Source organism: Paracoccus hibiscisoli, assembly GCF_005048265.1.
Classification (GTDB): domain Bacteria; phylum Pseudomonadota; class Alphaproteobacteria; order Rhodobacterales; family Rhodobacteraceae; genus Paracoccus; species Paracoccus hibiscisoli.
In genome coordinates this window covers 57,479-81,961 of record NZ_SUNH01000011.1, presented here as the reverse complement: position 1 = coordinate 81,961, position 24,483 = coordinate 57,479, and the positions used below count along the sequence as shown (strand labels likewise).

Here is a 24,483-nt window from a genome sequence, read left to right as displayed (position 1 = left end):
ACGTCATGTCCACGATCACCACCACCAATCCCGCGACCGGCGAGACCGTCGAGACCTATCCGATGATGTCCGAGGCGCAGGCCACCGCCAAGCTGGAGGCCGCGCATGCCGCCTTTCTGCAGTGGCGCAGCGTCCCCCATGCCGACCGCGCCCCCTATCTGACTAAAATCGCCCAGACCCTGCGCGACAACGCCGATGATCTGGCCGCGCTGATGACCCGTGAGACCGGCAAGCTGCTGAAGGACGGCCTGCGCGAGGTCGAGCTGTGCGCGGCGCTGTTCGACCATGCCGCCAGCACCGGCCCCGACCTGCTGGCCGATGAGGAACGCACCCATGGCAAGGGCTCTCGTGGCGTTGTCACCTATCAGCCCATCGGGGTGATCTATTCGATCCAGCCGTGGAATTTCCCGCTGTATCAGCCCGTCCGCGTGCTGGCCGACAATCTGATGGCGGGCAATGCCTGCGTGCTGAAACATGCCAGCATCTGCACCGGCACCGGCCTGCGCCTGCGCGAGCTGTGCATCGAGGCCGGCCTGCCCGAGGACCTGTTCCAGGTCATCCTGATCGACCACGACACCAGCGACGCCCTGATCGCCCATCCGCTGGTGCGCGGCGTCACGATGACGGGCAGCGACGGGGCCGGACGCCATGTCGGCGCGACCGCCGCCAAGGCTCTGAAAAAGACCGTGCTGGAGCTGGGGTCCAACGACGCCTATCTGGTCCTGTCGGATGCCGATATCGAGACGGCGGTGAAATTCTCGGTCATGGGGCGGCTGTACAATAACGGGCAGACCTGCGTGTCGGCCAAGCGGTTCATCGTCACCGATGCGGTCTATGACGCCTTTGTCCCGGCCTATGTCGCGGCGATGGAAAAGATCGCCATGGGCGATCCGACGCAGGACGACACCCAGCTGGGCCCGCTGTCCAGCACCGATCAGCGCGACACCGTGGCGGGCCAGGTCCGCGACAGCGTTGCCAAGGGCGCCACGGTGCTGTGCGGCGGCACCGTTCCGGACCGCACGGGCGCCTATTACCCCGCCACGGTGCTGGCCGATGTCGCACCCGGCATGCCCGCCCATGACGACGAGATCTTTGGCCCCGTCGCCGCCGTCATCCGCGCCAAGGATGACGAGGACGCGATGCGCATCGCCAATGCCAGCCGCTATGGCCTGGGCGGCGGCATCTTCTGCCGGGACGAAGAACGCGCGCTGCGCCTGGCGCGCGATCATTTCGACACCGGCATGGTCCGCATCAACTCGTTCGGGGCGGCCGATCCGAACATGCCCTTCGGTGGGGTCAAGGATTCCGGCTATGGCCGCGAACATGGCGGGTTCGGGATGAAGGAATTCGTCAACATCAAGGCGATCTTCCTGCCCTGACGCGCCCTTACGACCGCGTCGCGCCCGGGGTCAGTCCCGGGCCGCGCAGCCAAGGAAAGGACAGACCATGCCCATGACCATCCTCATCGCCGGCGCGACCGGCAAGACCGGCCTGCTGCTGACGCGGGAGCTGCTGGATCAGGGACACCGCGTCGTGGCGCTGGTGCGAGAGACCTCGGACACCGCCCGCCTGCCGCAGGGGGTGACCCTGCGGCGCGGCGATCTGACCGACCTGCCGCCCGGCATCTGCGACGGCGCCGATGCGGTGATCTTTGCCGCCGGGTCGGGCGGCGCGACCGGCCCCGACATGACGGACAAGGTCGATCGCGACGGCGCGATGCGCCTGATCGACCGGGCAAGGGAGGCAGGCGTCGCCCGCTTTGTCATGCTCAGTTCGGTGGGGGCGGATCAGGCCGATCCGACCGGCGATCTGGCGCATTACCTCAAGGCCAAGCATGACGCCGATGCCCATCTGCGCGGCGCAGGCCTGACCTATGCCATCCTGCGCCCCGTCGCGCTGACCGATGCGGGTCGCGGTGCCGATGTCATCCTGGGCGACGCCGTGGACCGGCGGGCCTCGGCCAGCCGCGCCGATGTGGCCGCCCTGCTGGCGGAGGCCGCGACAACGGGCCGGGTCGACGGGCAATCGCTGGACATGCAGTCGGCCTGACCACCGCGCGGTGGTCAGGCGCGCGCGCGATCCCGGCAGACCCCGGATTGCGCGATGATCTCCCGGACCAGGTGTTCGCGGCGATAGGCCATCACATGCACGCCGCTGACGCCTGCGATCTGGCGGATCTGCTGGATCAGCTCGATGCACAGGCGCTTGCCCTCCTCTCCGGGGTCGGCGGCGCGGTCCAGACGGTCGATCACGGCATCCGGGATGTGGATGCCCGGCACGTTGCTGCGCATCCACCGCGCCGCCCTGCCCGAGGCCAGCGGCCCCACCCCCGCCAGGATGAACACCCGCCGATCCAGGCCCAGGTCGCGCACCCGCGCCATGAACCGCGCGAACACCGGGATGTCGAAAATATAGTTGGTCTGGATGAAATCTGCCCCCGCCTCGACCTTTTTCGCAAGGCGGTCGGGGCGCCAGTCCAGCGGCGCGATGCAGGGGTTCTCTGCCGCGCCCAGAAACATCCGCGGCGGGCTGGTGATGCGGCGCCCCGACAGGAACACGCCATCGTCGCGCATCGTGCGGATCGTGCGCAGCAGAGAGATGGAGTCCAGGTCGAACACGGGCCGCGCGCCGGGCTGATCGCCCACGCCCACCCCGTCGCCGGTCAGGCACAGCACGTTGCGCACCCCCATCGCCGCCGCCCCCAGCACGTCCCCCTGAATGGCGATGCGGTTCCGGTCCCGGCACGAGATCTGATAGACGGTCCCATAGCCCGCCCGCGTCAACAGGGCCGAGATTCCGATGGACGACATGTGGCAGTTCGCGCCCGAGGCGTCGGTCGCGTTGATCGCGTCGGCCACCTCGGCCAGGGGGCGTGCGGCGGTGAACACGTCGGCAGGGTCGGCGCTGTCGGGGGGGTTCAGCTCGGCCGTGACGGCGAAATGGCCCTGGCGCAGCACCCGCTCCAACCGGCTGCCCGAGACGTGGCCGGGTGGCGGCGTGTCATAGCTGGGCTGCCAGCGGGCAAAGTCGGGGGGCGGGGCGTCGTCGGTCATCGCCCGACGCCCCGGTCGCTGGCGCGGAGCGGTTCGGGGGCCAGGGGGGCCGCGGCGGGCTCATGGGCGCGGGCGCGGGGAAAGGCGCGGGCGATGGTGTCGCGCGGCGCGTCGGTCGGCCCGCCGGGCATCGCGGCCTTTTCGCGCGCGACCCGCAGCCAGGATGACGACCCCTCCAGGGCACGGTTCACCGGCGGCTGGACATCGCTGATCTGGCCGCCGCCGCGCATGCGGGCCGCCCCCTCCCACGCCATGACCCAGACACAGCGCATCTGCGGCTTGACCTCGCAGAACCCGCCGGGCCGCACGCCGCCGCAGGGGCCGTTGCGCAGGGTCTTGGGGCAGTTCATTGGGCACGACATGCCGGTCGACGACAGCACGCACTGCCCGCACATCCGACAGTCGAACAGCAGGCCCTTGGTCAGCTTTTCGACCGCCGCGACCGGGCGTTCCAGCCGGTCGTAACCGATGCGCCGGAACAGCGGGTCCATCGCCACCAGCGCGCGTTCGAACCGGACATAGACCCATTCAAAGGCCCGGGCATGGCGCACGGCGAAGGTGCGGATGCGCTCCATCGCTCAGCCCCGATCCGTGGCCGGGTGCGGCGCGGTTGCGTCCGCCGCCATCCGCCGCGCCGCGTCGCGCAGCACGAATTTCTGGATCTTGCCGGTCGATGTGCGCGGGACCGGCGCAAAGACCACCCGCGCCGGGATCTTGTAGGGGGCCAGATGCGCCCGACACCACGCCAGCAGGGCCGGGGCGTCGACCTGCGCGTCGACCTGCGCGTCGGGGGCCAGCTCGACAAAGGCGCAGGGCCGTTCGCCCCACGTGTCGCAGGGCATGGCCACCACCGCGCAGACGGCGACGGCGGGGTGGCGATACAGCGCCTCCTCGACCTCGATGGAGGAGATATTCTCGCCGCCCGAGATGATGATGTCCTTGGACCGGTCCTTCAGCTGGACATAGCCGTCGGGGTGGATCACGCCCAGATCGCCCGAATGAAACCACCCGCCCCGGAACGCCTCCGCCGTGGCGGCAGGGTTGCGGAAATAGCCCTTCATCACGACATTGCCGCGGAACATGACCTCTCCGATGGTCCGGCCATCGCGGGGCACGGGCTGCATGGTGTCGGGGTCCAGCACGTCCAGCCCCTCCAGCGGCAGATAGCGCACGCCCTGGCGCGCCTTGAGCGCCGCCTGCCGGTCAGGCGGCAGGTCCGACCAGTCGGCATGCCAGTCGTTGACCACCGCCGGGCCATAGGTTTCGGTCAGCCCATATAGATGCGTCACCTCGAACCCGGCATCGCGCATGTCGGCCAGTACCTTTTCGGGTGGGGGGGCGGCGGCGGTCATGAACTGCACCGGGCGGTCCAGGTCGCGGCGGATGCCCGGCCCGGCCCCGATCAGCAGCGACATCACGATGGGCGCCCCGCACAGATGCGTCACCCCCAGATCGGCCAGCGCCGCCCAGATCGGTTCGGCCCGCACCTGCCGCAGGCAGACATGGGTGCCGAGCACCGCCGACAGCGTCCAGGGAAAGCACCAGCCGTTGCAGTGAAACATCGGCAGGGTCCACAGATAGACCGCGTGCTTGCCCATCGCCGTGGTCAGGACGTTGCCCTGCGCCAGCAGATACGCGCCGCGATGATGCGACACGACCCCCTTGGGATCGCCCGTCGTCCCCGAGGTATAGTTGATCGAAATGGCGTCCCATTCGTCCAGCGGCATCAGCCATGCGAATGCCGGATCGCCCCCGTCCAGAAACCGGTCATAGTCCATGGCATCGACGGCGACGGGCGGGCCCGGACATTCCGGATCAACGCTGACGACGACCAGCGGCGTCCCCTGCGCCAGATCCAGCGCCTGACGCAGCAGAGGCAGGAACTCGGCATCGACGATCACCACGCGCGACCCGGCATGGTCCAGCTGAAAGGCGATGATCGCCGCATCCAGCCGCGTGTTGATCGAATGCAGGACCGCGCCGCTCATCGGGACGCCGTAATGCGCCTCCAGCATGGCGGGCACATTGGGCAGCAGCACCGACACCGTGTCGCCGCGCCCCACCCCGACCCCCGCCAGCGCCGAGGCCAGCCGCCGCGCCCGCGCGTAGAAATCGCGATAGCTGCGGCGGATGGCGCCATGCACGATCGCCACATGGTCCGGAAAGACGCTGGCGGCGCGTTCCAGAAAGGTCAGGGGCGTCAGCGGCTGGTGATTGGCCGGGTTGCGGTCCAGCCCGATGTCATAGGGGTTGGGGCCCATGGCGTCAGCAGTCCTGCCATTCGGGCGCGCGCTTTTCGATGAAGGCGCCGATGCCCTCCTGCGCGTCGCGGGCCAGCATGTTGCGGACCATCACCTGGGATGCGTGGTCATAGGCCTGCGCCAGCGGCATCTCGCGCTGTTCATAAAAGGCGCGCTTGCCCACGGCCAGGGTCATGCCCGATTTCGACGCAATGCGGGCGGCCATCTCCATCACGGCGCCGCGCAGGTCGGCGGGGGGCACGGCGCGGTTGATCAGCCCGATTTCGGCCGCGCGCGCCGCGGATGTCATGTCGCCGGTCAGCAGCATCTCCATCGCGTGCTTGGGGGCGACGTTGCGCGACAGCGCGACCATTGGCGTAGAGCAGAACAGCCCGATATGCACCCCCGGCGTGCTGAAGCGGGCATCATCGGCCGCAATGGCCAGATCGCAGCTGGCGACCAGCTGGCATCCGGCGGCGGTGGCGACGCCTGTGACTTCGGCGATGACGGGTCTGGGGCAGGCCAGGATGGCCTGCATGACGCCCGAACACAGCGCCATGATCCGCGCGAAATAGGCACGTCCGCCATCGGGGGCGTCCCGCGCCGCGGTCAGCTGTTTCAGGTCGTGGCCCGCGCAGAAGGCGGGCCCCATCGCGGCCAGCACGATCACCCGCACCGCCGGATCGGTGCCGGCCTGCGCCAGGGCCGTGGCCAGCGCCTCCAGCATCTCCTCGGACAGGGCGTTGCGGCGGGGCACGTCGTTCAGGGTCAGGCGCAGGATGCCGGCCCGGTCCAGGTCGTGCAGCAGGATGGGGTCTCCCGGATGTGACATGTCCCGTGTTCCTTGATCGGGGTGGCGGTTCAGGCGGCGGCGATGGTCTTTTTCGGGTCGTAGAAGGGCCGTTCGACGATGGTGGCGTCCAGCAGGCCGGTCCGGGTTTGAACCTGGACCCGCGCGCCGATCTGCGCCGCATCGGTCGACAGCATCGCCAGCGCGATGTTCTGGCCAAGTCGCGGCGAATGGATGGCCGAGGTGACCTTGCCCACGGTCCGGTCCCCGTTCGAGACGGGCCAGAAGGTGGTGTTCGGACCGCTCAGCGGCGCGCCCTCGATCACCAGGCCGACCTGGCGGCGGGTCGGACCATTGGACTTGATCCGGCGCAGCGCGTCCTTGCCGATGAAATCGGCCTCGATCTCCAGGTTGACCAGGCGGTCCAGCCCCAGTTCATAGGGGTTGGTGTCGATATCGGCATCGGCGTGATAGGACAGCATCCCCCCCTCGATCCGCCGGATGGAGGAGGTATGCCCCGGCTTCAGCCCCAAAGGCACGCCCGCGGCCATGATCTTTTCCCACAGATCGTCGCCGCGGCTGCCGTCCTGCAGATACAGCTCGTATCCCAGCTCGCTGGACCAGCCGGTGCGCGACACGATCAGCGGGATGCCGTCCAGCTCGACCCGGCGCAGCCAGTAATAGCGCAGGTCCATGATATCGTCGCCGAACAGCGCGCGCATCACCGCGCCCGATTTCGGCCCCTGCAGCTGCAGCGGCGACACGTCCGGCTCTCTGATCGTGACGTCCATTCCCGAATGCACCGCAACCCCCTGCGCCCACAGCAGGATGTCACTGTCCGCCAGCGATATCCAGAAATGGTTTTCCGCCAGCCGCAACAGGATCGGGTCGTTCAGGATGCCGCCCTGGGCATTGGTGATCAGCACGTATTTGCACTGTCCCACCGCCATTTTCGACAGGTCGCGCGGCGTCAGCATCTGCACGAACCGCGCCGCGTCGGGGCCGGTGATCTCGACCTGGCGTTCGACGGCCACGTCACACAGGATCGCGTCATTGATCAGGTTCCAGAAGTTCTGCACCGGGTCGCCGAAATCGCGCGGGATATACATGTGGTTATAGACCGAGAACCCCGTGGCCCCCCACCGCACCGTCGCGTCGAAATAGGGGGATTTGCGGATCTGCGTGCCGAAGCCGAAATCATCTGTCTGCGTCATCTGTCGTTGTCCTGCGCGGAATATGGGGCCGAAGCAGCCCGGCGATGCCCAGGGCGCTGCGTCGATCTAAGCGCGGATCGGGGGGCCGTGCGGACTGAAAACGCCCGCTGATGCGTCCGGTTGGACTGTTCTTGCGGGGGCGCGCGGACCGTTCGGCCGCCGTTTCCCCCGGGTGCGCCCGATAGGGGCCGCGCCCGTTCAGCCCGTGGCCGGGCGGGACAGCGCCGCCAGATCGGGCCGCGTCGATTTCACCTGCCGCGTGACGATATAGGTCATGTAGCGCTGTATCCCCAGTTCTGCCTCCAGCAGGGTCTCCATCAGCGCCTGAAAGGCCGCCAGGTTGGGGGTGATGACCGTCAGGACATAGTCCATGCCGCCGCCGGTCGCGATGCAGTCGGTCACCTCGGCCAGGCTGCGGATATGGCTTTCGAAGCGGTCGAAATCGACCTTGCGATGCTGCGACAGCGATACCGTCACGATCACCTGCGAGAAGCTGACGATGCGATCCAGCGCCAGATCCGCGTGATAGCCGCGAATCAGCCCGGCCGATTTCAACCTGCTCAGCCGCGCCCAGCAGGGGGTGGGCGACAGGTTCACGATCTCGGCCAGGCGGGCCTTGCTCAGCTGTCCATGCGCCTGGACGGCCGCCAGGATGCGGATATCCGTCGCATCAAGACCTGGTCTGCTCATCCCTTGGCCCCCCGCATCAACCATGCCCGACGCAGGCATTCTCAACACGGTGGGCGCGGATTGTGCAACCGGCCTCGGTGCCGGGGCACGGCCTGCGCCGCACCCCGGCACGGGGCGGTTACTGGGCGGGCATGCCCAGGCCCGAAGGCGCGCCGTTGGCCGTGGCGCCCTCGATCTTGTCATGGGTCGAGGGGACGCCCGCCCGCGCGCGGCGGGTATCGTTATAGATGGCCTTCAGCAGGGCGACGGCCATCAGCACCATCACCACCGAGAACGGCAGCGCCCCGATGACCATCGCGGTCTGGATCGCCGTCGTCCCGCCCGAGATCAGCAGCCCCGCCACCACCATCGCCAGCGCCGCGCCCCAGAACAGGATATGCGGGCGCGATTTCGGCCCCTCATCCCCGGCGGCGTTGATCGTGTTCACGATCAGCACCGCGGAATCGGCCGAGGTGACCAGGAAGGTCAGCAGCAGCACCACGATCAGCACCGCCATGCCCCAGGCCAGCCAGGTGGCGATGGGTGCCAGCATGAACTCGGTCATGGCAAAGATCTTGTCGCCGTTTGCCGCGTCGAAGATGACGCCGTTCGCGCCGCCGTTCAGCTCCAGGTCGATGGCCGTGCCGCCCGCCCAGGAGAACCAGACGAAACACATCAGCGCTGGCACGATCAGCGCGCCCAGCACGAATTCCCGCACCGTCCGCCCGCGCGAGATGCGCGCCAGAAACAGTCCCACGAAGGGCGCGAATGCGATCCACCATGCCCAGTAGAAGACCGGCCACCAGCCCTGCCATTGCGCCAGCAGAAAGGCCTCGGACCCCTCGACCCCGTCGGAGCGGAAGACGTTGACGCTCATCTGCGGCAGGCTGATGACATAGTGCCACAGCCCCGTGACCATCGCGTTCAGCCCGAACCACGTCGCGCCAAAGATCATCAGAAAGCCCAGCAACAGGATGGACAGGCCCATGTTCAGGTTCGACAGCCACTTGATGCCGCGACCCACGCCCGACAGCGCCGACAGCGTGGACAGGCCCATGATGACCGCCAGCGCCACGATGATGCCGGTCGTGGTTGCCCCCCCATCGGTGTCGACCAGGCCGCCAAAGCCGATCCGCGTCAGGCCCGCCACCAGCTGATCGACCCCAAAGCCAAGCGTCTGCGCCACGCCCAGGATGGTGGCCACCACCGCCACGATGTCGATGACATGGCCCAGAGGTCCCGCCAGCCTTTGGCCGAACAGCGGCGTCAGCCCTGACCGGATGGTCAGCGGCAGCCCCCGGCGATAGCTGAAATAGGCCAGCGACAGCCCGCAGATCGCATAGCAGGCCCATGCGCTGAACCCCCAATGCAGGAACGACCACTTGAAGGCCATCGCCACGTTGTCGGCGTCGCCCGCGGTGGTCAGGCCCATGATCGTCTCGGGGCTGGTGCCCAGATGCGTGACGGGTTCGGCCACGGCCCAGGTCAGCATGCCCACCCCGATCCCCGCCCCGAACATCATCGAAAACCAGGAAAACCGCGTGAATTCCGGCTGTTCGCCCTCCACGCCCAGGTTCAGCCGCGCCGAGGCGGGCCAGACCGCTAGCACAAAGCACACGACGATGAAGAACGCGACCACCCAGATGTACCAGGCGGCAAAGTTCTGCAGGATCAGGCCGTTCAGCCCGTTCAGGATCGCGCCCGACTGGATCGGCCAGAAGATCGCCCAGACCACGATGACCGAGATGATGATCTTGGCCGGGACGGTCACCGCGATCGAGAACCCGTCATAGAACCCGCCCGTGGTGGTATTGATGTCCAGTTCCGTCAGGGGAGGACCGATTTTGTCGTCACTTGGCACCATGTACTCCTTTGCGCCTCCGGGGTCGCGCCCGTCATCCGGCCTCGTTGCGCGGGCCGGTCTGCCGTGGCGACGACAGGAAAGGTCCTGACGGACGCCCGGTTCCCTTTTGTCAGCGCCTATCTTGGCATTGAAGGGGGATGGGCGGTATCTCTTTTGCGACCGGTTCGCGCGTCGGGACGCCACCGCGCGCGCAACGCGGCGATCGGAGAGCCTGCGGGGGCAGCAGGCCCGCCCGCAGCAGTGGCCCCTTGGCGACAGGGGCATCGGCAAGATCCGTCCGGGGGACCGTCAACCGGCAGCAGGCTCCTCTCCGGGGAGGGGCGGCACGGGCAGGCGCTGGCGCTGGCCGCCGCCGCACAGTAGGTCGACCGCCTGATCGGCGGCATCCTGGAACGGCTCCAGCACCAGATGGGCGCCGGCAGACAGCATCATCCGCGTCTCGGAGGCGTCATGCGCGGTCGCCGCGATCCTGCCCGTGAACCCCGCCGCCTGTGCCAGCTGGATGACGGTCGTGCGGATATCCTCGTGGCTCAGACCGGTGGGGTGGACCGGGATGGTCGCGACGATCCAGCGCGTTCCCGCCAGATCAAGGCCCGCCATGTATTCGGGGTCGCTGGCATCGCCGAACTCGGCCTGCAGGCCCAGATCCTGCCAGCGGCGCACGGCCTGGGGGTTGAAATCGACGCCCAGCACGGACAGGCCGCGCCGCTGCAGGCGCATCCCCAAAGCGGTGCCAAAGCGGCCCAGGCCCAGGATGACCACGTCGACGGCGGGCGCCGGACGGTCATCGCTGCGGGTGGCCTCGCGCGGGGTTCCGCGACGCTCGAACACGCCCAGAAGCGGCTCGCACAGTGCATAGAGGTGGTGCGAAAAGGTGATCATGTAGGTCGAGGCCGCGATGGTCACGATGCCGACCATGGTGACCAGCCCCAGGGCATCGGGGCCGACATGCCCCAGGCTGACCCCCATCGCGACGAAGATCAGAGAGAACTCGCTGATCTGCGCGACGGTCAGCCCGGCCAGAAAGCCCGTCCGCTTGCGATAGCCAAGCGCGCCCATGATGATCAGCACGATCAGGGGGTTGCCGATCAGCACGAACAGCGACAGCATCGCCGCGCCCAGCAGATGCCCACCCAGCAGCGACAGATCCAGCGTCGCCCCAAGCGCGATGAAGAAGAACAGCAGCAGAAAGTCCCGCAGCGGCACCAGCCGCGCCGAGATGGTCTCGCGGAAGGGGGTCGATGCCAGCGCGATGCCCGCCATCAGGCCGCCGACCTCCTTGCCCAGGCCCACCGCGTCGCCCAATGCCGCAAACATTGCCGCCAGGGCGATCGAACAGATGACCAGCAGTTCGGGCGTCCGCGCCAGGCGCGCCGTCAGCGGATCGGCCAGATAGCGCACGAAGACGATGACGGCCAGCAGCATCCCCACCCCTGCCGCCAGGACCGTCAGCACGGTTCCGCCCCCGCCGCCCGCGCCGATGCCGATGGCGGACAGCACGATCATCGCCAGAACCACCACCAGATCCTGCACGATCAGGAACCCCAGGGCGATCTGGCCGTGCAGCGCGTCGATCTCGCGCTTGTCCGACAGCAGCTTGACGATGATGATGGTCGAGGAAAACGTCAGCGCCACCGCGACATACAGGCTGGTGACATGGTCCAGCCCCAGGCCCAGCCCGATCAGATAGCCGAAGAAGGCCGTGAACGCGACCTGCCCCAGCCCCGTCACCACGGCCACCGCCCCAAGCGACCGGATCAGCGTCACGTCCAGCTTGATGCCGACCAGAAACAGCAGCACCGCGATGCCCAGTTCGGCCAAGAGCTCGATCTGGGCCTCGGAATGCACCAGATCCAAGGCCGAGGGACCGGCCAGCAGCCCGACCGCGATAAAGCCCACGATCAGCGGCTGGCGCAGCAGCACCCCCAGCAGACCCACCCCCGAGGCCAGGACCAGCAACAGCGCGATTTCGGTGAACGGGGTCATGGGCCATGCCTTGTGTCGTGCGGCCCGCAACGATGCGGGCAGGGTCACCCCCCGTCATAAGGACACGGGCACGGCGCCGACATGACCTGCATCAAGACCCGCCTTGATCGAGCCCCCCGGATGCGGCGCGGACCGCCCGGTCAAAGGCGCGGGCCTCTTGCGGGGCCTGGCCCAGGCTGCGCGCACGGATCAGCGCGGGCCAGTCGGGGCCGGGCCATGCCCCGCGCGCCAGTTCGGTCAGGTCGCGCCCCTCCCGCAGGGCCTGCGCGCAGAGGTCGGCGACCCGCGCGGCCGCCGTGGCCCGGTCCAGCGCCGTGTGTTCGGTCAGGGCAAAGGTCAGCGCCTCGGCATGGATGGTGCCTTGGCCGATCTGCAGGTCGCGCGCCATCGCCCCGGCATCGGGGGTCAGCCGCTCCAGCACATCGTCTGCGGTCCGCAGCAAGGCCCCCCCCGCAATGCAGAGCGGCGGCAAGGTCAGCCATTCGGTGAACCAGGCGGCCCCGTCGCGCTGCTGGCGGTGCAGGCCCGCGGCGCGGAACGTCGCCGCCAGCCCCATCGCGTGCCGCGCCAGCGCCACCATCGCCGACGGCCCGACCGGGTTCCGCTTTTGCGGCATGGTGGATGAGGCCCCGCCCCCCGCGATCACCACGGTGCCGATGCCCGATTGGGTCATCAGCAGCAGATCCTCGGCCAGCTTGCCTAAGGCCGCCGCCAGACCCGCGATCCAGTCGGCCAGATGCCCCGGGCCGGACCGGTCGCTGTGCCAGCTGCGCTCCGGATCGCCCAGGTCCAGCGCCCGGGCCATCGCCTGCCGCACCGCCGGACCCTGAGGCCCCATCGCCGACAGCGTGCCCGCAGCGCCCGACAGCGACACCCGCAGCACACGGTCGCGCAGGGCGGGCATGGCCTGCACCTGATCCAGCAGCGGCCAGCCCCAGCCCGCGACGACCGCGCCAAAGCCGGTGGGCGTCGCCGCCTGGCCATAGGTCCGCGCGGCCATCGGCAGATCGGCATGATCGGCCGCAAGTCCCGCCAGCCGCGTCAGGATGGCGTGCAGCCGCCCCTCCCACAGGGCCAGGATCGGCCCGATCCGCAGGGCCAGCGCGCTGTCCATGATGTCCTGGCTGGTCGCGCCCCAGTGCAGATGGGCGGCGTGCGGCGTGCGGCCCATCCGGTCGCGGATCGCGGCGATCAGGCCGGGCACCGGCACGCCGTTCTGCGCCGTGGCCTGCGTCAGATCCTGCGGGTCGATCGGCAGCGCGGTGCAGGCCGCCGCGATGGCCGGACCCGCATCGGCGGGAATGACGCCCAGCTGCGATTGCGCGACGGCCAGGGCGGCCTCGACCCGGGCCATGGCGGCCAGCTCTGCCTGGGCAGAGAACAGCGCCTCGGTCTGGGGGTCGCCGAACAGCGCGGCATAGAGCGCGTTCTGCGCCGGGCCGGTCATCGGGCCACGTCCTGAGCGGCCACGCCGGTGCCGGGGGCCTTTTGCGGCAGGCCCAGGATGGCGCGGGCCTGCTGCCATGTGGCGACGGGCCGCCCGTGACGGTCGCACAGCGCCGCCGCGCGCCGCACCAGCGCCGCGTTCGAAGGCGCCAGCCGGTCGCGGTCCAGCCGCACGTTGTCCTCCAGCCCGGTCCGGGCGTGACCCCCCGCAGCGATCGCCCATTCGTTCAGCACGATCTGGTTCGGCCCGATCCCGGCGGCGCACCAGGGCGCATCGGCCCCGAACAGCCGCCGCACAGTGTGGACATAGTAATCGAACACGTCGCGATCGACCGGCATCGCGTTGCGCACCCCCATCACGAATTGCACATAGGGCCGGGTCGTCAGGCGCCCGTCGCGCCACATCGCATGGGCCTGCAGGATATGGGACAGATCAAAGGCCTCGATCTCTGGCATGACGCCGTGGGCGGCCATTTCGGCGGCCAGCCAGTCGACCAGATCGGGGCTGTTCTCATAAACGCGGGTCGGAAAGTTGTTCGACCCGACCGCCAGGCTGGCCATGTCGGGCGACAGGCGCAGCATGCCGCCGCGGTCGCGGCCCGCCCCCGACCGACCGCCGGTCGACAGCTGCACGATCATGCCGGGACAATGCTCGCGGATGCCCTCCAGCAGGCGGGCGAAACGGTCCGGGTCGCTGGTCGGGCGGCCCTCGTCGTCGCGGACATGGGCATGCACGATGCTGGCCCCGGCCTCGAAGGCCTCTTGGGTGGATTCCACCTGCTCGGCGATGGTGATGGGTACGGCGGGGTTGTTGGCCTTGGTCGGCAGGCTGCCGTTAATGGCCACGCAGAGGATGCAGGGGGTGTCAGACATCGATGAACACCGTTTCCCGGTCGCCCTGAAGGTGAATGTCAAAGCGATAGATCGCGCCCTCGCGCCGCGCGATCAGGGTGTCGCGGCGGTCGGGCTGTTCGATCAGCGCCACCAGCGCGCGCACCAGATCGGGCCGTGTGCTGGCCAGGCGCTGCGCGATCAGCCCGCCGATGGACAGGCCCACCATCACCACCGGGCCGCGGGCCACCTGTTCGATCAGAGCGACCACGTCATCGACGTGATCCTGCAACCGGTCGGCCCGGCCCAGATCGGACAGCCCGTGGCCCTGCTTGTCATAGCGCAGATACCGCAGCCCCGCGGGCAGCAGCGGCATGACCGCATCCCACAGCCGCAGATCGGTCCCCAGTGAATTGGCCATCACCACGACCGGCGCGTCCGCAGGCCCGTCCAGACGGTAATGCAGCACGCCATAGGGGCGGGACAAAGCCAGCATTGAATCTCCTCCTGTCCATAACGTACCATGCCGAAAATGGCCGCGATAATGCAAAACGGGACAGGGTTGATGCCGATATGATCATGCATCCAGGGATCAAGCTGCGCCATATCCGGGTGTTCCTGGATATCGCCGCGCGCGGGAACCTGTCGGCGGCGGCCCGCGCGCAGGGCATCACCCAGCCCGCCCTGAGCCGCACCCTGGCCGAGCTGGAGACCCTGCTGGGCGTGCCCCTGTTTCGCCGCGAACGCCGCCGCCTGATCCTGACTGAGGCCGGAACCCTGCTGCGCGCCCATGCCGCGACCGCCCTGCAGACGCTGGAGGCCGGGGTCGCGGCGCTGCATCCCGACCGGGCGGCGGGCCGCATCGGCGTGGGTGTCCTGCCCACCGCCGCCACGCGCCTGTTCCCGCGCGTCGCGCTGCGGTTCCACGAGGCCGCGCCCCACATGACGCTGGCGGTCGAGACCGGCCCCCATTCCCATCTGGTGCGCCTGCTGCGCGAGGGGCGGATCGACCTGATGATCGGGCGGATGCCCGTCGCCGCGGACATGCCCGGGCTGCGGTTCGACCACCTGTACGAGGACCCCGTGGCGCTGGTATCGCGGGCGGGGCACCCAATGCAGGGCGGCGCCACGGAGGCCGCGCTGGCCGCCTGTCCGCTGATCCTGCCGCCGCGCGACGCGCTGATCCGCCCGGGGGTCGAGGCCTATCTGCTGGCGCGCAACCTGTCGCCCCGCCAGCCCGCCTTCGAGACGGCGGCCCTGGCGGTCGGGCGCGGCATTCTGGCGGGGTCGGACGCGCTGTGGTTCATTTCCCAGGGTGTCGTCGCGGATGAGGTCGACCAGGGGCGCATGACCCTCTGGCCCACCGGCAGCGCGGCGCTGGCCGGGGCGGTGGGGCTGACCCGCCGCCAGGGCGCGACACCCGACCGGATGCTGGATCTGCTGGCCCGGCTGACGCTGGACCAGGCCCACCCCTAGCGGCGCGGCATGCCGGAGGGGCGGGCGGCCCGCTTCTGCGCGGCGATGCGGAAGGGGGCGTTGGGCGCGCCGTATCCCGCATAACCGCCCTGACGCTGCACGATCTCGAAGAAGAACCCGTCGGCGCGGGGCTCGCTGTAGAGCTGAAAGAACTGGCCCTGCGCATCCTCGTCATACATCACGTTGGCCGCCTGCATCCGCGCGACCAGCCCGCCCTCCAGGCCAAAGCGCGCCTGCACGTCCTGATAATAGTTCGCCCCGATCCGCAGCGGCGCAAAGCCCAGGGCCGCCAGCGCCGCCGCCGTGGCAAAGATGTCGGCGCAGGCAAAGGCCACATGCTGGACGGATGCCCCAAAGCTGTCCTCGATGAAGCGCCCGGCCAGGGTGTGGCGCGCCTCGGCCCCGTTCAGCGTGACGCGCAGGCCTCCCAGGTCAATCGCCTGGCTGCGCACCAGCCCGTCGGGATCGACCACGTCGATCATCGGTGCCTTTTGCCCGTCCAGGATCGACGTGTAAAACAGGGTCCAGCTGAGCATCTCGTCATAGGCCATGGTCTGGCCGATATGGTCGATGCCGGTGATGCCCGCGCCCGCCGGGGCCGGGTCCGCACTGAAATCGACGCTCCAGATGTCGGCCAGGTCCGAAGCGCTGTCCAGAAACCGCAGCACGCTGCCGCCGACGCCGCGGATGGCGGGAATGGCCAGCTGGCCGGTGGGCGCCTCCTGCCGGTGGGGTTGCGCCAGAAGCGCGCGGGCCCGCGCAAAGGCCGCGCGGGCGTCCGCCACCAGCAGCCCCACCTCGGCCACCGTGGTGCCATGCGTCAGGTATGAGGTATGGGCGAACCCCGAGGGATCGGTGTTGACCAGCAGATTCGTCCCCCCCTGCCGCCACAGGGTCACCGGTTTCGACACGTGCTGGCCCGACTGGACAAAGCCCGCGCTGGCCAGCAGCGCCTCCAGCGCCGGGGCCTCGGCGGTGCTGGTGGCGAATTCGATGAACTCGACCCGGTCGACGGGCTGGGGGGGCGGGAAATCGGGCAGGTCCGGCACCGCCAGGGGGCCCGCGCGCCGGATGCCGTCCATCAGCGCGATCAGGCTGCGATGGCCGTCCTGCGCCACCAGGCGCGGCAGGCCCGCGCGGAACTGGTCGTTGAAGATCTCCAGGCTCAGCGGGCCGTCATAGCCCGTCGCGCTGACCGCGCGCATGAAGCCCGCGACGTCCAGGTCGCCCTCTCCGGGCATGTTGCGGAAATGGCGCGACCAGTACAGCAGGTCCATGTCGATGGCGGGCGCATCCGCCAGCTGCACGAAAAAGATCCGGTCGCCCGGAATGGCCCGGATCGAGGCCGGGTCGATCCGGCGCGCCAGGGTGTGAAAGCTGTCCAGGATCAGGCCGACGCGGGGGTGATCGGCGCGGCGCACGACCTCCCAGGCATCGCGGTGGTCGTTGACCAGGCGGCCCCAGCACAGCGCCTCGAACCCCACGCGGACGCCGTGGCGCGCGGCCAGATCGCCCAGGTCGCGGAAATCCTGCGCCATGCGGTCGATGCCGCCGATGGCCGCCGGATGCACGGTCGAACAGACCAGCATCAGGTCGGTGCCCAGCTGGTTCATCAGCTCGAACTTGCGCTCGGCGCGGGCAAAGGCGCGGCCGCGATGCGGTTCGGGCAGGCCCTCGAAGTCGCGGAAGGGCTGGAACAACGTGATCTCCAACCCGTGGTCGCGGACCATGCGGCCCACCTCCTCGGGGGCGAAATCCGAGGCCAGGAAATCCTGTTCGAAGATCTCGATGCCGTCGAAACCGGCGGCGGCGATGGCCGCCAGCTTGGTCGTCAGGCTGCCCGACAGCGACACGGTGGCGATCGAGGTCTTCATGACGCGTCCCGCCCCGCCGCCAGATCGTCGCGCAGCCGGTCCTGATCCAGGGGCAGCCCGGTAAAGATCGCCCAGGCATCGACGCCCTGTCCGATGAACAGCTCATACCCCGAGATGATGTCCAGCCCCGCCGCCTGCGCGTCGCGCAGGAACTGCGTGTCGACCGGCGTATAGACCGCGTCAAAGGCCCAGTCCGCCCCCGCCATCAGCTTGGCCTCCAGCGGTGTGCCGTCATGGCCGACCATGCCCACCGGGGTGCAGTTGATCACGCCCGCCGCCCCGACCGCCATCGCCGCCGCGTCCGGGCCCGTCACGACCGACAGGCCCGGGCGCGCGGCGCGCAGCGCCATGGCCAGCGCATCGGCGCGGGCCGGGTCGCGGTCGGCCAGCCGGATCTGCGACGCGCCAAGCGCGATCAACCCGAAGGCCACCGCGCGACCCACGCCGCCCGCCCCGATCATCAGCACCGGCCCCGGCGCGGCATCGCCCCGCATCCGGCGATAGGCGGCGACAAAGCCCGAATAATCGGTGTTGAACCCGCGCGGCGGACCGTCCCCGAACAGGACCGTGTTGCAGGCCCCGATGGCCCCGACCAGCGGATCGTCGATCGCCAGGCGGTCCGCCACGACCTCCTTGTAGGGATAAGTGACGTTGATGCCCCGGTATCCGCCCGCCGCGCAGCGGGCGAAAAGCGCGTCGAAATCCAGCCCCTCAAGCCGCGGGATCAGGCTGTCATAGCGCACGCGGCGCCCGTTCTGCGCCCCCGCCAGCCGATGCAGGCGCGGGGATTGCGAGGCCGCGATATTGTCGCCGATCAGGCCCAGCAGGATCGTGTCGGTCATGGTCTGGTCCCTCATTGCCCGGCCTTGCGCGCGCGCCAGCGCGTCCACCAGGGGGTGTTCGTGACCAGGATGCCCACCACCGCCAGGAACAGGCACAGCGACAGCGGGCTGGTCAGCACGCCCATCATCATCGCGCCGAAATCCTCGCGTTCGCTGATGATGGCGCGGCGCCAGTTGTCATCCAGCAGGCGCGACAGGATCACCCCCAGGATCACCGGCGCCAGCGGATAGCCGTAAAGCCGCATGAAATAGCCCAGCACCCCGAACCCCAGCATCCAGTAGACATCCGTCAGGCTGTTGTTGATGGCATAGGCGCCGACGATGGACAGGACCATGATCACGGGCAGCAGGACCGTGCGCGGCAGCTCGACGATCTTGACGAACAGGCGGATGCCGGTCAGCCCGAAGATCAGCATGAAGCAGTTGGCCAGCGCCAGCGAGCCGACGATGAACCAGAACATGTTGGGCTGTTCGATCATCAGCATCGGGCCGGGGTTCAGCCCGTGGATGAACAACGCACCGATCATGATGGCGGTCACCGCATCGCCCGGAATGCCAAGCGTCATCATGGGGATGAAGGCCCCGCCGACGGCGGCGTTGTTGGCGGTCTCGGGGGCGACCAGCCCCTCGATCGCGCCCTGGCCAAAGGGGGTTTCCGGGTTGCGGGTCACGCGCCGGGCGTGGTCATAGGCCATCAGCGCCGCGATGTCGCCGCCGGTCCCGGGCAGCGCGCCCACCACCGTCCCGATGGTGGACGTCTGCAGGCCAAGCGGCAGATGCTTTCGCACCTTGGACCAACTTGGAATGATGCCGGTGACGCGCTGGCGCACGGCGGGGGTGTTGATGTTGTGCATCTGGGTCAGCGCCTCGGACACGCCGAACAGGCCGATCATCACCGCCACGAACGAGATTCCGCCGCGCAATTCGTCGATGCCAAAGACAAAGCGGTCCTGGATGGTCAGCGGGTCCATGCCCACCGCGCCGATGCCGATGCCGAAGGCCCCGGCAAAGACGCCCTTGACCAGGCTGTCGCCCGACAGCGACCCGACCAGCAGGATGCCCATGATCGCAAGCAGCATGAAGTCGCGCGGCTGGAACCCGATGGCGAAATCGGACAGCACCGGCGCAAAGGCGCCAAGCGCGAAGATGCCGATGAAACCCCCGATGAAGGACACGACCGTGACGATGCCGATCGCCTCTCCGGCGCGGCCCTGCTGGGCCAGGGGAAAGCCATCCAGCGCGGTGGCGATGGCCGATGGCGCGCCGGGGATGTTCAGCAGGATCGCCGTGCGCGACCCGCCATAGACCCCGCCCATATAGATGCCGATCATCAGCGCCAGCGCCGGATAGACCTCCCATGAGAAGGTGAACGAGATCAGGATCGACACCGCCATGGTGACAGACAGCCCCGGAATGGCGCCCACATAGATGCCGGCGAAGGTGCCCGCCCCGATCAGGAACAGCAGCTCCAGGTTCATCAGCGGCATCAGCAGGTTCGGCAGGATGTCCATGGCGCCCTCAGAACAGCGAGGTGATGAAGGCGACGATGCGCCCTTCGGGAACGATCCCCTGCGGCATCAGCACCGAGAAGATCAGGCGGAAGATGGCCCAGACGACGATCACCGTGCCCACCGACACCGCCAGGCAGAACGCCCAAGCCCGCCGCGACAGGAACCGCACCATCACCACCAGGAACAGCGCCGAGGTCGGCAGAAACCCCAGGGGCCGCAGCAGCAGCGCATAGCCCGCGATCATCGCGATGGGCACGACCACGACCGCGGGCAGCACGTTGCGGCGCAGGGTTTGGGTGGTGGCGCGTTCCTTGCGCAGGGTGTCGCGCAGGATGACCAGACCGGTGATCACCATCACCGCCGTCGTGGCCATCGGCACCGCCCCCGGCGCGGACAGCGCCTCGAACCCCGAGATGCCATAGGCCGAATAGAGCAGGAACAGGCTGGCCGTCTGTTCGGCAAAGCTGGACAGCTGCCGCCCCCGTTTCTGGACCGACCAGGCGGTGATGGTGGCGGGCTCGACCAGGGGCCGGCGCACCAGGCCGGGCATATAGACCTCGGCCACCGAGAATTCGTCGATCACCGCGACACCCAGCCCGTGGCGGACCAGGCTGACGATGGTCTGGGCGAAACGGCCCCGCATGGCGTGGCGCGGGCTCAGCCCGGCATCGGTGAAGGGCCGCGCCAGGGTCCGGCCATAGGGGTCGTCGGGGTCCACGCCGATGAAGGGATACTGGATCAGGTCGCGGATCGACACGGCGGATTTCCGTGCCAGATCATGGCCCTCGGGCATGATCGCCACGATCCGCCCCTCGCAGATCGGGATGTTCTCGACCGCCGGGTTGTCAAGGGAGGAGGACATGATCACCACCTCTCCCTGCTCCAGCAGCAGATAATCCAGCGTCTCCTCGATCTTGAGGATGTTCAGGTCGATGTCCAGGTCGGGAAAGCGCTGGCGCAGCCCGCCGATCACCCGCGCGGCCATGAACTGCGCGATGGACGGCGCCGAGGCAAAGGACAGCGTGAAGGCCTGACCCTTCTGCAGCGACCCCACCGCCGCGTTCAGGTTGTCCATCTGGCGATGCACCTGCTCCAGCATGGCAAAGATGGAATGGGCCTCGGGGGCGGGGACGAACACCCCGGCGCGCCGTTCGAACAGGCGGATGCCCAGCCCGTCCTCGGTATGCCGGATCAGGCGGCTGATGCCGGGGGCCGACACGTTCAGCAGATTGGCCGCACCCTGGATCGTGCCGGTGATCATCACGGCACGGACCACCTCGATCTGGCGCAGGGTCAGCTCTCTCATGCGGGGATGATAGGCGCGCCGTGGGGACGTGCAACGGCGAAGACACCGGGCGGCGGCGATTTGCGCCGCACGTTGGGATGGCCCTTCCCCACGACGCGCGGGGGAAGGGCCGTGATCGACGGATCAGACGCTGCGGGCCTGCGCCTTGTGGCGGCCTTCGGCGAATTCCTCGATCAGCTTGGCGCAAAAGGCCGGCAGGTCGTCGGGGTTGCGGCTGGTGACCAGGCCGCTGTCGGTCATCACCTCCTTGTCGACCCAGGAGGCGCCGGCATTGGTGATGTCGGTTTTCAGGCTGGGATAGGAGGTGATGGTCCGGCCCTTCAGCACGCCCGCCTCGATCAGCACCCAAGGCGCGTGGCAGATGGCCCCCACCGGCTTTCCAGCGGCAAAGAAGTCGCGCACGAAGGCAACGACGCCCTCATCCGCGCGCAGAGTATCGGCGCCCACCGTCCCGCCGGGAATGACCAGCCCGTCGAACTGGTCGGCCTTGACCGCGCCCACGGCGCTGTCGATCTGATGCTCGGACCCCGGGTCCAGGTCGCCGTTCACGCTGCGCGCGGTGCCGGTCTGGGTGCTGATGACACGGACCGTCGCCCCGGCTTCGCGCAGGGCGGTCAGGGGTTGGGTGAATTCCGGCTCCTCGGTCCCGCGGGGCGAGATCAGCAGGGCAATCGTCTTTCCGTCCAGGGTCATGGGACGTTCCTTTCAGCATTGGGCCTTGCGGCCTTTGTCATGGCGCGGGGCGAACCCCCGGCCTTGGTCGATGCAACGCGGACCCCCGGGGGGCCGGTTCCGGGGCAGCCGATCACCCCTGCGGCAGGCCTTGGTCGGCGGGGTCCAGATTGCTGGGGTCCGCGACCCAGGCCCGGCCGCGCGCCGCGGCCAGCAGCGCCTTGTGCAGGCCCGCATCACCGTCATGCGCCCCCGCACGGATGGCCGCGACATCGGCGCTCGCGGCCTGCGGCGGTCGGGCCAGCTCGCGCCGCGCCATGGCCAGCGCATTGGCCGCCAGCAGCGCGTGATAGCGCGCGTCAGGCCCGCCCGGCGCGATATCCTCGCGCAGCGCCTGTTCGGCGGCGGCGATCAGGTCCAGTGCTTCGGTCATGCGGCCTCCGGTGCGGTCATCCGCAGCAGTTGATATTCCAGCGTGTCGGCAATGCGCCCGGTCAGCGCCAGATGCAGGGACCGTTCGGCCCCGCTGGCATGGCGGTCGCCCTGCTGCAGCGCGATCACGGCCCATCGGGCATGGGCCATCACCTCCCACCAGCGCACGCGGGCGGGGTTCGGGGCAACGCCCCCGGCATCGGCATAGCCCGCCAGCACATCTTCGCGCGCGGCGATGCCGCCCCCCTCCAGATCGGGGCGCGAGAACCGCCAGCAGCGCGCGCAGAACCACCCCAGATCGCAGGCCGGGTCCGACCAAGCGGCGAATTCCCAATCCAGCACGGCGGTCAGGCCCTGGGCATCGACCAACACGTTGCCGGTGCGGAAATCCTGATGCGTCAGGGTCACCCGGTCGGGGGGTGGCGCGTGGCGTTCGGCCCAACGCAGCGCCCATTCCAGGCCCGGACGCGGGGCGGGCCGCGCATCCAGCCAGTCGCGCAACCCCGCCACCGCCGCCAGCGCCGGGTCGGCCGGGCGCGGCCCCAGGATCGCCGCCAGCGCCGGGTCCGGGTCGATCGCATGGATCAGCGCCATCTGGCGGCCCAGCTCGCGGCCCAACGCCGCGCGGTCGCCGCCCAGGGTCGTGTCGCGCACCACCTTTGGGCCATAGCCGGTGCCGCCCACCCAGGCCATCGCCGCAAAGGGCGCGCCGATGACCGACGGGTCATCGCAGAACCCCAGGGGCTGCGGCACCCGGACGCCCGCACGATGGGCGGCGGCGATCAGGGCGTATTCCTCGGCGCGGCTTCGGCTGGCGGCGATGGTCGCGGGGGCGTCGCGGCGGATCACCACGCGGCGCGTGGTCCCGCCCGCCACCACCGTCACCGCCCAGTTCTCCTGGATCGCACCGCCAGACAGCTTGTCGGCGGCGGTCACACGCGCGCCCGGCAGGTCCAGCACGCCCGCCAGCCAGGCGTCCAGCGCGGGGTTGTCCCTGAGGCTCATGCGCGCCAGCCCCAGAAATCGTCCCCCTCGCGCGCGTAGGCATCGGCCAGCACCATCCGGTGCACCTCGGACGCACCATCGACCAGCCGCGCCTGCCGGGCATAGCGATAGATCCATTCCAGCACCGTGTCGCGGGAATACCCCCGCGCGCCGTTCAGCTGGATCGCCACGTCCGCCGCCTGATGCAGCGTGTCGGCGACATGCAGCTTGGCCATCGACACCTCCTTGCGGGCATGGCTGCCCTGATCCAGCGCCCAGGCCGCGTTCATCGTCAGCAGCCGCCCGATCTGGATGTTCAGCGCCACGCCGCCCAGCATCAGCCGCACGGATTCACGGTCTGCCAGGCGGATGCCGAACCCCTCGCGTGCATCGACATAGGCCTGCGCCTCGGCCATGCACCGCTTGGCCAGGCCCAGCCAGCGCATGCAATGGGTCAGCCGCGCGGTGCCAAGGCGGATCTGGGTGACCTTCAGCCCGTCGCCCACGCCCATCAGGCGGTTCTCATCGGGGATCTCCAGCCCGTCGAAGTCCAGCTCGCAATGGCCGCCATGTTCTTCGGGGCCCATGATCGCGATGCGGCGCAGGATCTTCCAGCCGGGCTGGTCGCGGTGGAACAGAAAGGCCGTCAGATGGCGGCGGCGTTCGTCGGGGTTCGGGTCGGTGCGCGCGATCAGGATGAAATGCGCCGCGCCCTCGGCCCCGGTGATGAACCATTTGCGGCCCGTGACGCGCCAGACATCGCCGTGGCGCACGGCGGTCGTGCCGATCATGCCGGGGTCGGACCCGCCGCCGGGCGCGGGTTCGGTCATCACGAAGCTGGACCGCACCTCGCCCGCCACCAGCGGCGCCAGCCAGCGCGCCTGCTGGTCCGGCGTGCCCACGCGGGCCAGGATGTCCATGTTCCCGTCATCGGGCGCCGCGCAGTTGAAGACGGCGGGCCCGAAGATCGAGCGGTTCGCCTCCTCATACATCACCGCGCGGCCGGTGACCGACAGCCCCATCCCGCCCAGGGCCTGCGGCACCTGCGGGCACCACAGCCCCGCCGCGCGTGCACGGGTTCGCAGCACCTGCAGCGGACCATCGGCGATGTTGTCATGCGCATCCCAGTTGGCGCGGTCGGCCTCGACTGGCAGGATTTCGGCCTCGACGAAATCGCGGGTGCGGCGCCGGATCTCCTCCAGCCGGGGGTCCAGGGCGAAATCGATCATGGCAGTCCTCTCCTTGCGTCTCCCGCAAGGGCCACCATCCACCAGCGCCCGCGCCTTGTCGATA

Annotated in this window: 21 protein-coding genes and 1 pseudogene; 3 read left to right on the top strand and 19 right to left on the bottom strand. The window is 69.2% G+C overall.

The window, feature by feature from the left end; all coding sequences use genetic code 11:
• The first annotated feature begins 5 nt into the window (after positions 1-5).
• Both FA740_RS09020 and FA740_RS09015 read left to right on the top strand, forming a co-directional pair.
• Positions 6-1,379, top strand: a complete 1,374-nt coding sequence (locus tag FA740_RS09020; protein ID WP_136856444.1) for an NAD-dependent succinate-semialdehyde dehydrogenase — start codon at positions 6-8, stop codon at positions 1,377-1,379.
• Positions 1,380-1,452: 73 nt separating this feature from the next.
• Positions 1,453-2,049, top strand: coding sequence for an SDR family oxidoreductase (locus FA740_RS09015; RefSeq protein WP_136856443.1), 597 nt, complete (start codon positions 1,453-1,455; stop codon positions 2,047-2,049).
• A gap of 14 nt (positions 2,050-2,063) precedes the next feature.
• On the opposite strand, the gene FA740_RS09010 is transcribed toward FA740_RS09015, so the two are convergent.
• From FA740_RS09010 to FA740_RS08960, 11 genes and pseudogenes are all read right to left on the bottom strand, one after another.
• Positions 2,064-3,053: a methylenetetrahydrofolate reductase gene (locus FA740_RS09010; RefSeq protein ID WP_136856442.1), complete on the bottom strand. Its 990-nt coding sequence runs from the start codon at positions 3,051-3,053 to the stop codon at positions 2,064-2,066.
• On the bottom strand, positions 3,050-3,628 hold the full coding sequence (locus FA740_RS09005) for a methylenetetrahydrofolate reductase C-terminal domain-containing protein (RefSeq protein ID WP_136856441.1): 579 nt from the start codon (positions 3,626-3,628) through the stop codon (positions 3,050-3,052). Before FA740_RS09005 ends, FA740_RS09010 begins: the two co-directional genes overlap by 4 nt.
• Before the next feature lie 3 nt (positions 3,629-3,631).
• Entirely contained in the window at positions 3,632-5,314 is a 1,683-nt protein-coding gene (locus FA740_RS09000) for an acyl-CoA synthetase (RefSeq protein WP_136856440.1), read from the bottom strand.
• Positions 5,315-5,318: 4 nt separating this feature from the next.
• A complete protein-coding gene (locus tag FA740_RS08995; protein WP_136856439.1) occupies positions 5,319-6,125 on the bottom strand; it encodes an enoyl-CoA hydratase in 807 nt (268 codons plus the stop codon).
• Between the two features lie 29 nt (positions 6,126-6,154).
• Positions 6,155-7,297, bottom strand: a complete 1,143-nt coding sequence (locus FA740_RS08990) for a glycine cleavage T C-terminal barrel domain-containing protein (protein ID WP_136856438.1) — start codon at positions 7,295-7,297, stop codon at positions 6,155-6,157.
• 198 nt (positions 7,298-7,495) lie between these two features.
• The gene (locus tag FA740_RS08985; RefSeq protein WP_136856437.1) at positions 7,496-7,987 is read right to left on the bottom strand and encodes an Lrp/AsnC family transcriptional regulator; all 492 of its coding nucleotides are present in this window, start codon (positions 7,985-7,987) and stop codon (positions 7,496-7,498) included.
• 118 nt (positions 7,988-8,105) lie between these two features.
• Positions 8,106-9,827: a BCCT family transporter gene (locus tag FA740_RS08980; RefSeq protein WP_246053548.1), complete on the bottom strand. Its 1,722-nt coding sequence runs from the start codon at positions 9,825-9,827 to the stop codon at positions 8,106-8,108.
• A 291-nt stretch (positions 9,828-10,118) separates the two neighbouring features.
• The gene (locus FA740_RS08975) at positions 10,119-11,816 is read right to left on the bottom strand and encodes a cation:proton antiporter (RefSeq protein ID WP_136856435.1); all 1,698 of its coding nucleotides are present in this window, start codon (positions 11,814-11,816) and stop codon (positions 10,119-10,121) included.
• Between the two features lie 91 nt (positions 11,817-11,907).
• Positions 11,908-13,263, bottom strand: a complete 1,356-nt coding sequence (locus FA740_RS08970) for a lyase family protein (RefSeq protein ID WP_136856434.1) — start codon at positions 13,261-13,263, stop codon at positions 11,908-11,910.
• Positions 13,260-14,135: a 3-oxoadipate:acetyl-CoA acetyltransferase gene (locus FA740_RS08965; protein WP_136856433.1), complete on the bottom strand. Its 876-nt coding sequence runs from the start codon at positions 14,133-14,135 to the stop codon at positions 13,260-13,262. Before FA740_RS08965 ends, FA740_RS08970 begins: the two co-directional genes overlap by 4 nt.
• Before the next feature lie 109 nt (positions 14,136-14,244).
• A pseudogene (locus tag FA740_RS08960) lies at positions 14,245-14,589 on the bottom strand (alpha/beta fold hydrolase); the annotation flags it as partial.
• A gap of 83 nt (positions 14,590-14,672) precedes the next feature.
• Between FA740_RS08960 and FA740_RS08955 the strand changes: the two are divergent.
• Positions 14,673-15,569, top strand: a complete 897-nt coding sequence (locus FA740_RS08955) for a LysR substrate-binding domain-containing protein (RefSeq protein ID WP_169306265.1) — start codon at positions 14,673-14,675, stop codon at positions 15,567-15,569.
• Here FA740_RS08955 and FA740_RS08950 read toward each other — a convergent pair.
• From FA740_RS08950 to FA740_RS08915, 8 genes are all read right to left on the bottom strand, one after another.
• Positions 15,566-17,443 carry a bifunctional sugar phosphate isomerase/epimerase/4-hydroxyphenylpyruvate dioxygenase family protein gene (locus FA740_RS08950; protein WP_136856430.1) on the bottom strand — a complete coding sequence of 626 codons (1,878 nt, stop codon included), beginning with the start codon at positions 17,441-17,443 and terminating at the stop codon, positions 15,566-15,568. The genes FA740_RS08955 and FA740_RS08950 overlap by 4 nt on opposite strands.
• A complete protein-coding gene (locus FA740_RS08945) occupies positions 17,440-18,285 on the bottom strand; it encodes a shikimate dehydrogenase family protein (protein WP_136856429.1) in 846 nt (281 codons plus the stop codon). The genes FA740_RS08950 and FA740_RS08945 overlap by 4 nt, the downstream gene beginning before the upstream one ends.
• A gap of 11 nt (positions 18,286-18,296) precedes the next feature.
• Entirely contained in the window at positions 18,297-19,796 is a 1,500-nt protein-coding gene (locus FA740_RS08940) for a tripartite tricarboxylate transporter permease (protein ID WP_136856428.1), read from the bottom strand.
• A gap of 7 nt (positions 19,797-19,803) precedes the next feature.
• The gene (locus FA740_RS08935; RefSeq protein WP_211243664.1) at positions 19,804-21,102 is read right to left on the bottom strand and encodes a LysR substrate-binding domain-containing protein; all 1,299 of its coding nucleotides are present in this window, start codon (positions 21,100-21,102) and stop codon (positions 19,804-19,806) included.
• Between the two features lie 123 nt (positions 21,103-21,225).
• Positions 21,226-21,795: a type 1 glutamine amidotransferase domain-containing protein gene (locus tag FA740_RS08930; protein WP_136856427.1), complete on the bottom strand. Its 570-nt coding sequence runs from the start codon at positions 21,793-21,795 to the stop codon at positions 21,226-21,228.
• A gap of 112 nt (positions 21,796-21,907) precedes the next feature.
• Complete coding sequence (locus FA740_RS08925) at positions 21,908-22,207, bottom strand: hypothetical protein (RefSeq protein WP_136856426.1); 300 nt, start codon at positions 22,205-22,207, stop codon at positions 21,908-21,910.
• Positions 22,204-23,211 carry a phosphotransferase family protein gene (locus tag FA740_RS08920; protein WP_136856425.1) on the bottom strand — a complete coding sequence of 336 codons (1,008 nt, stop codon included), beginning with the start codon at positions 23,209-23,211 and terminating at the stop codon, positions 22,204-22,206. The genes FA740_RS08925 and FA740_RS08920 overlap by 4 nt, the downstream gene beginning before the upstream one ends.
• Positions 23,208-24,419 (bottom strand): acyl-CoA dehydrogenase family protein, encoded by a 1,212-nt coding sequence (locus FA740_RS08915; RefSeq protein WP_246053547.1) that lies wholly within the window; start codon positions 24,417-24,419, stop codon positions 23,208-23,210. Before FA740_RS08915 ends, FA740_RS08920 begins: the two co-directional genes overlap by 4 nt.
• Positions 24,420-24,483: the final 64 nt, after the last annotated feature.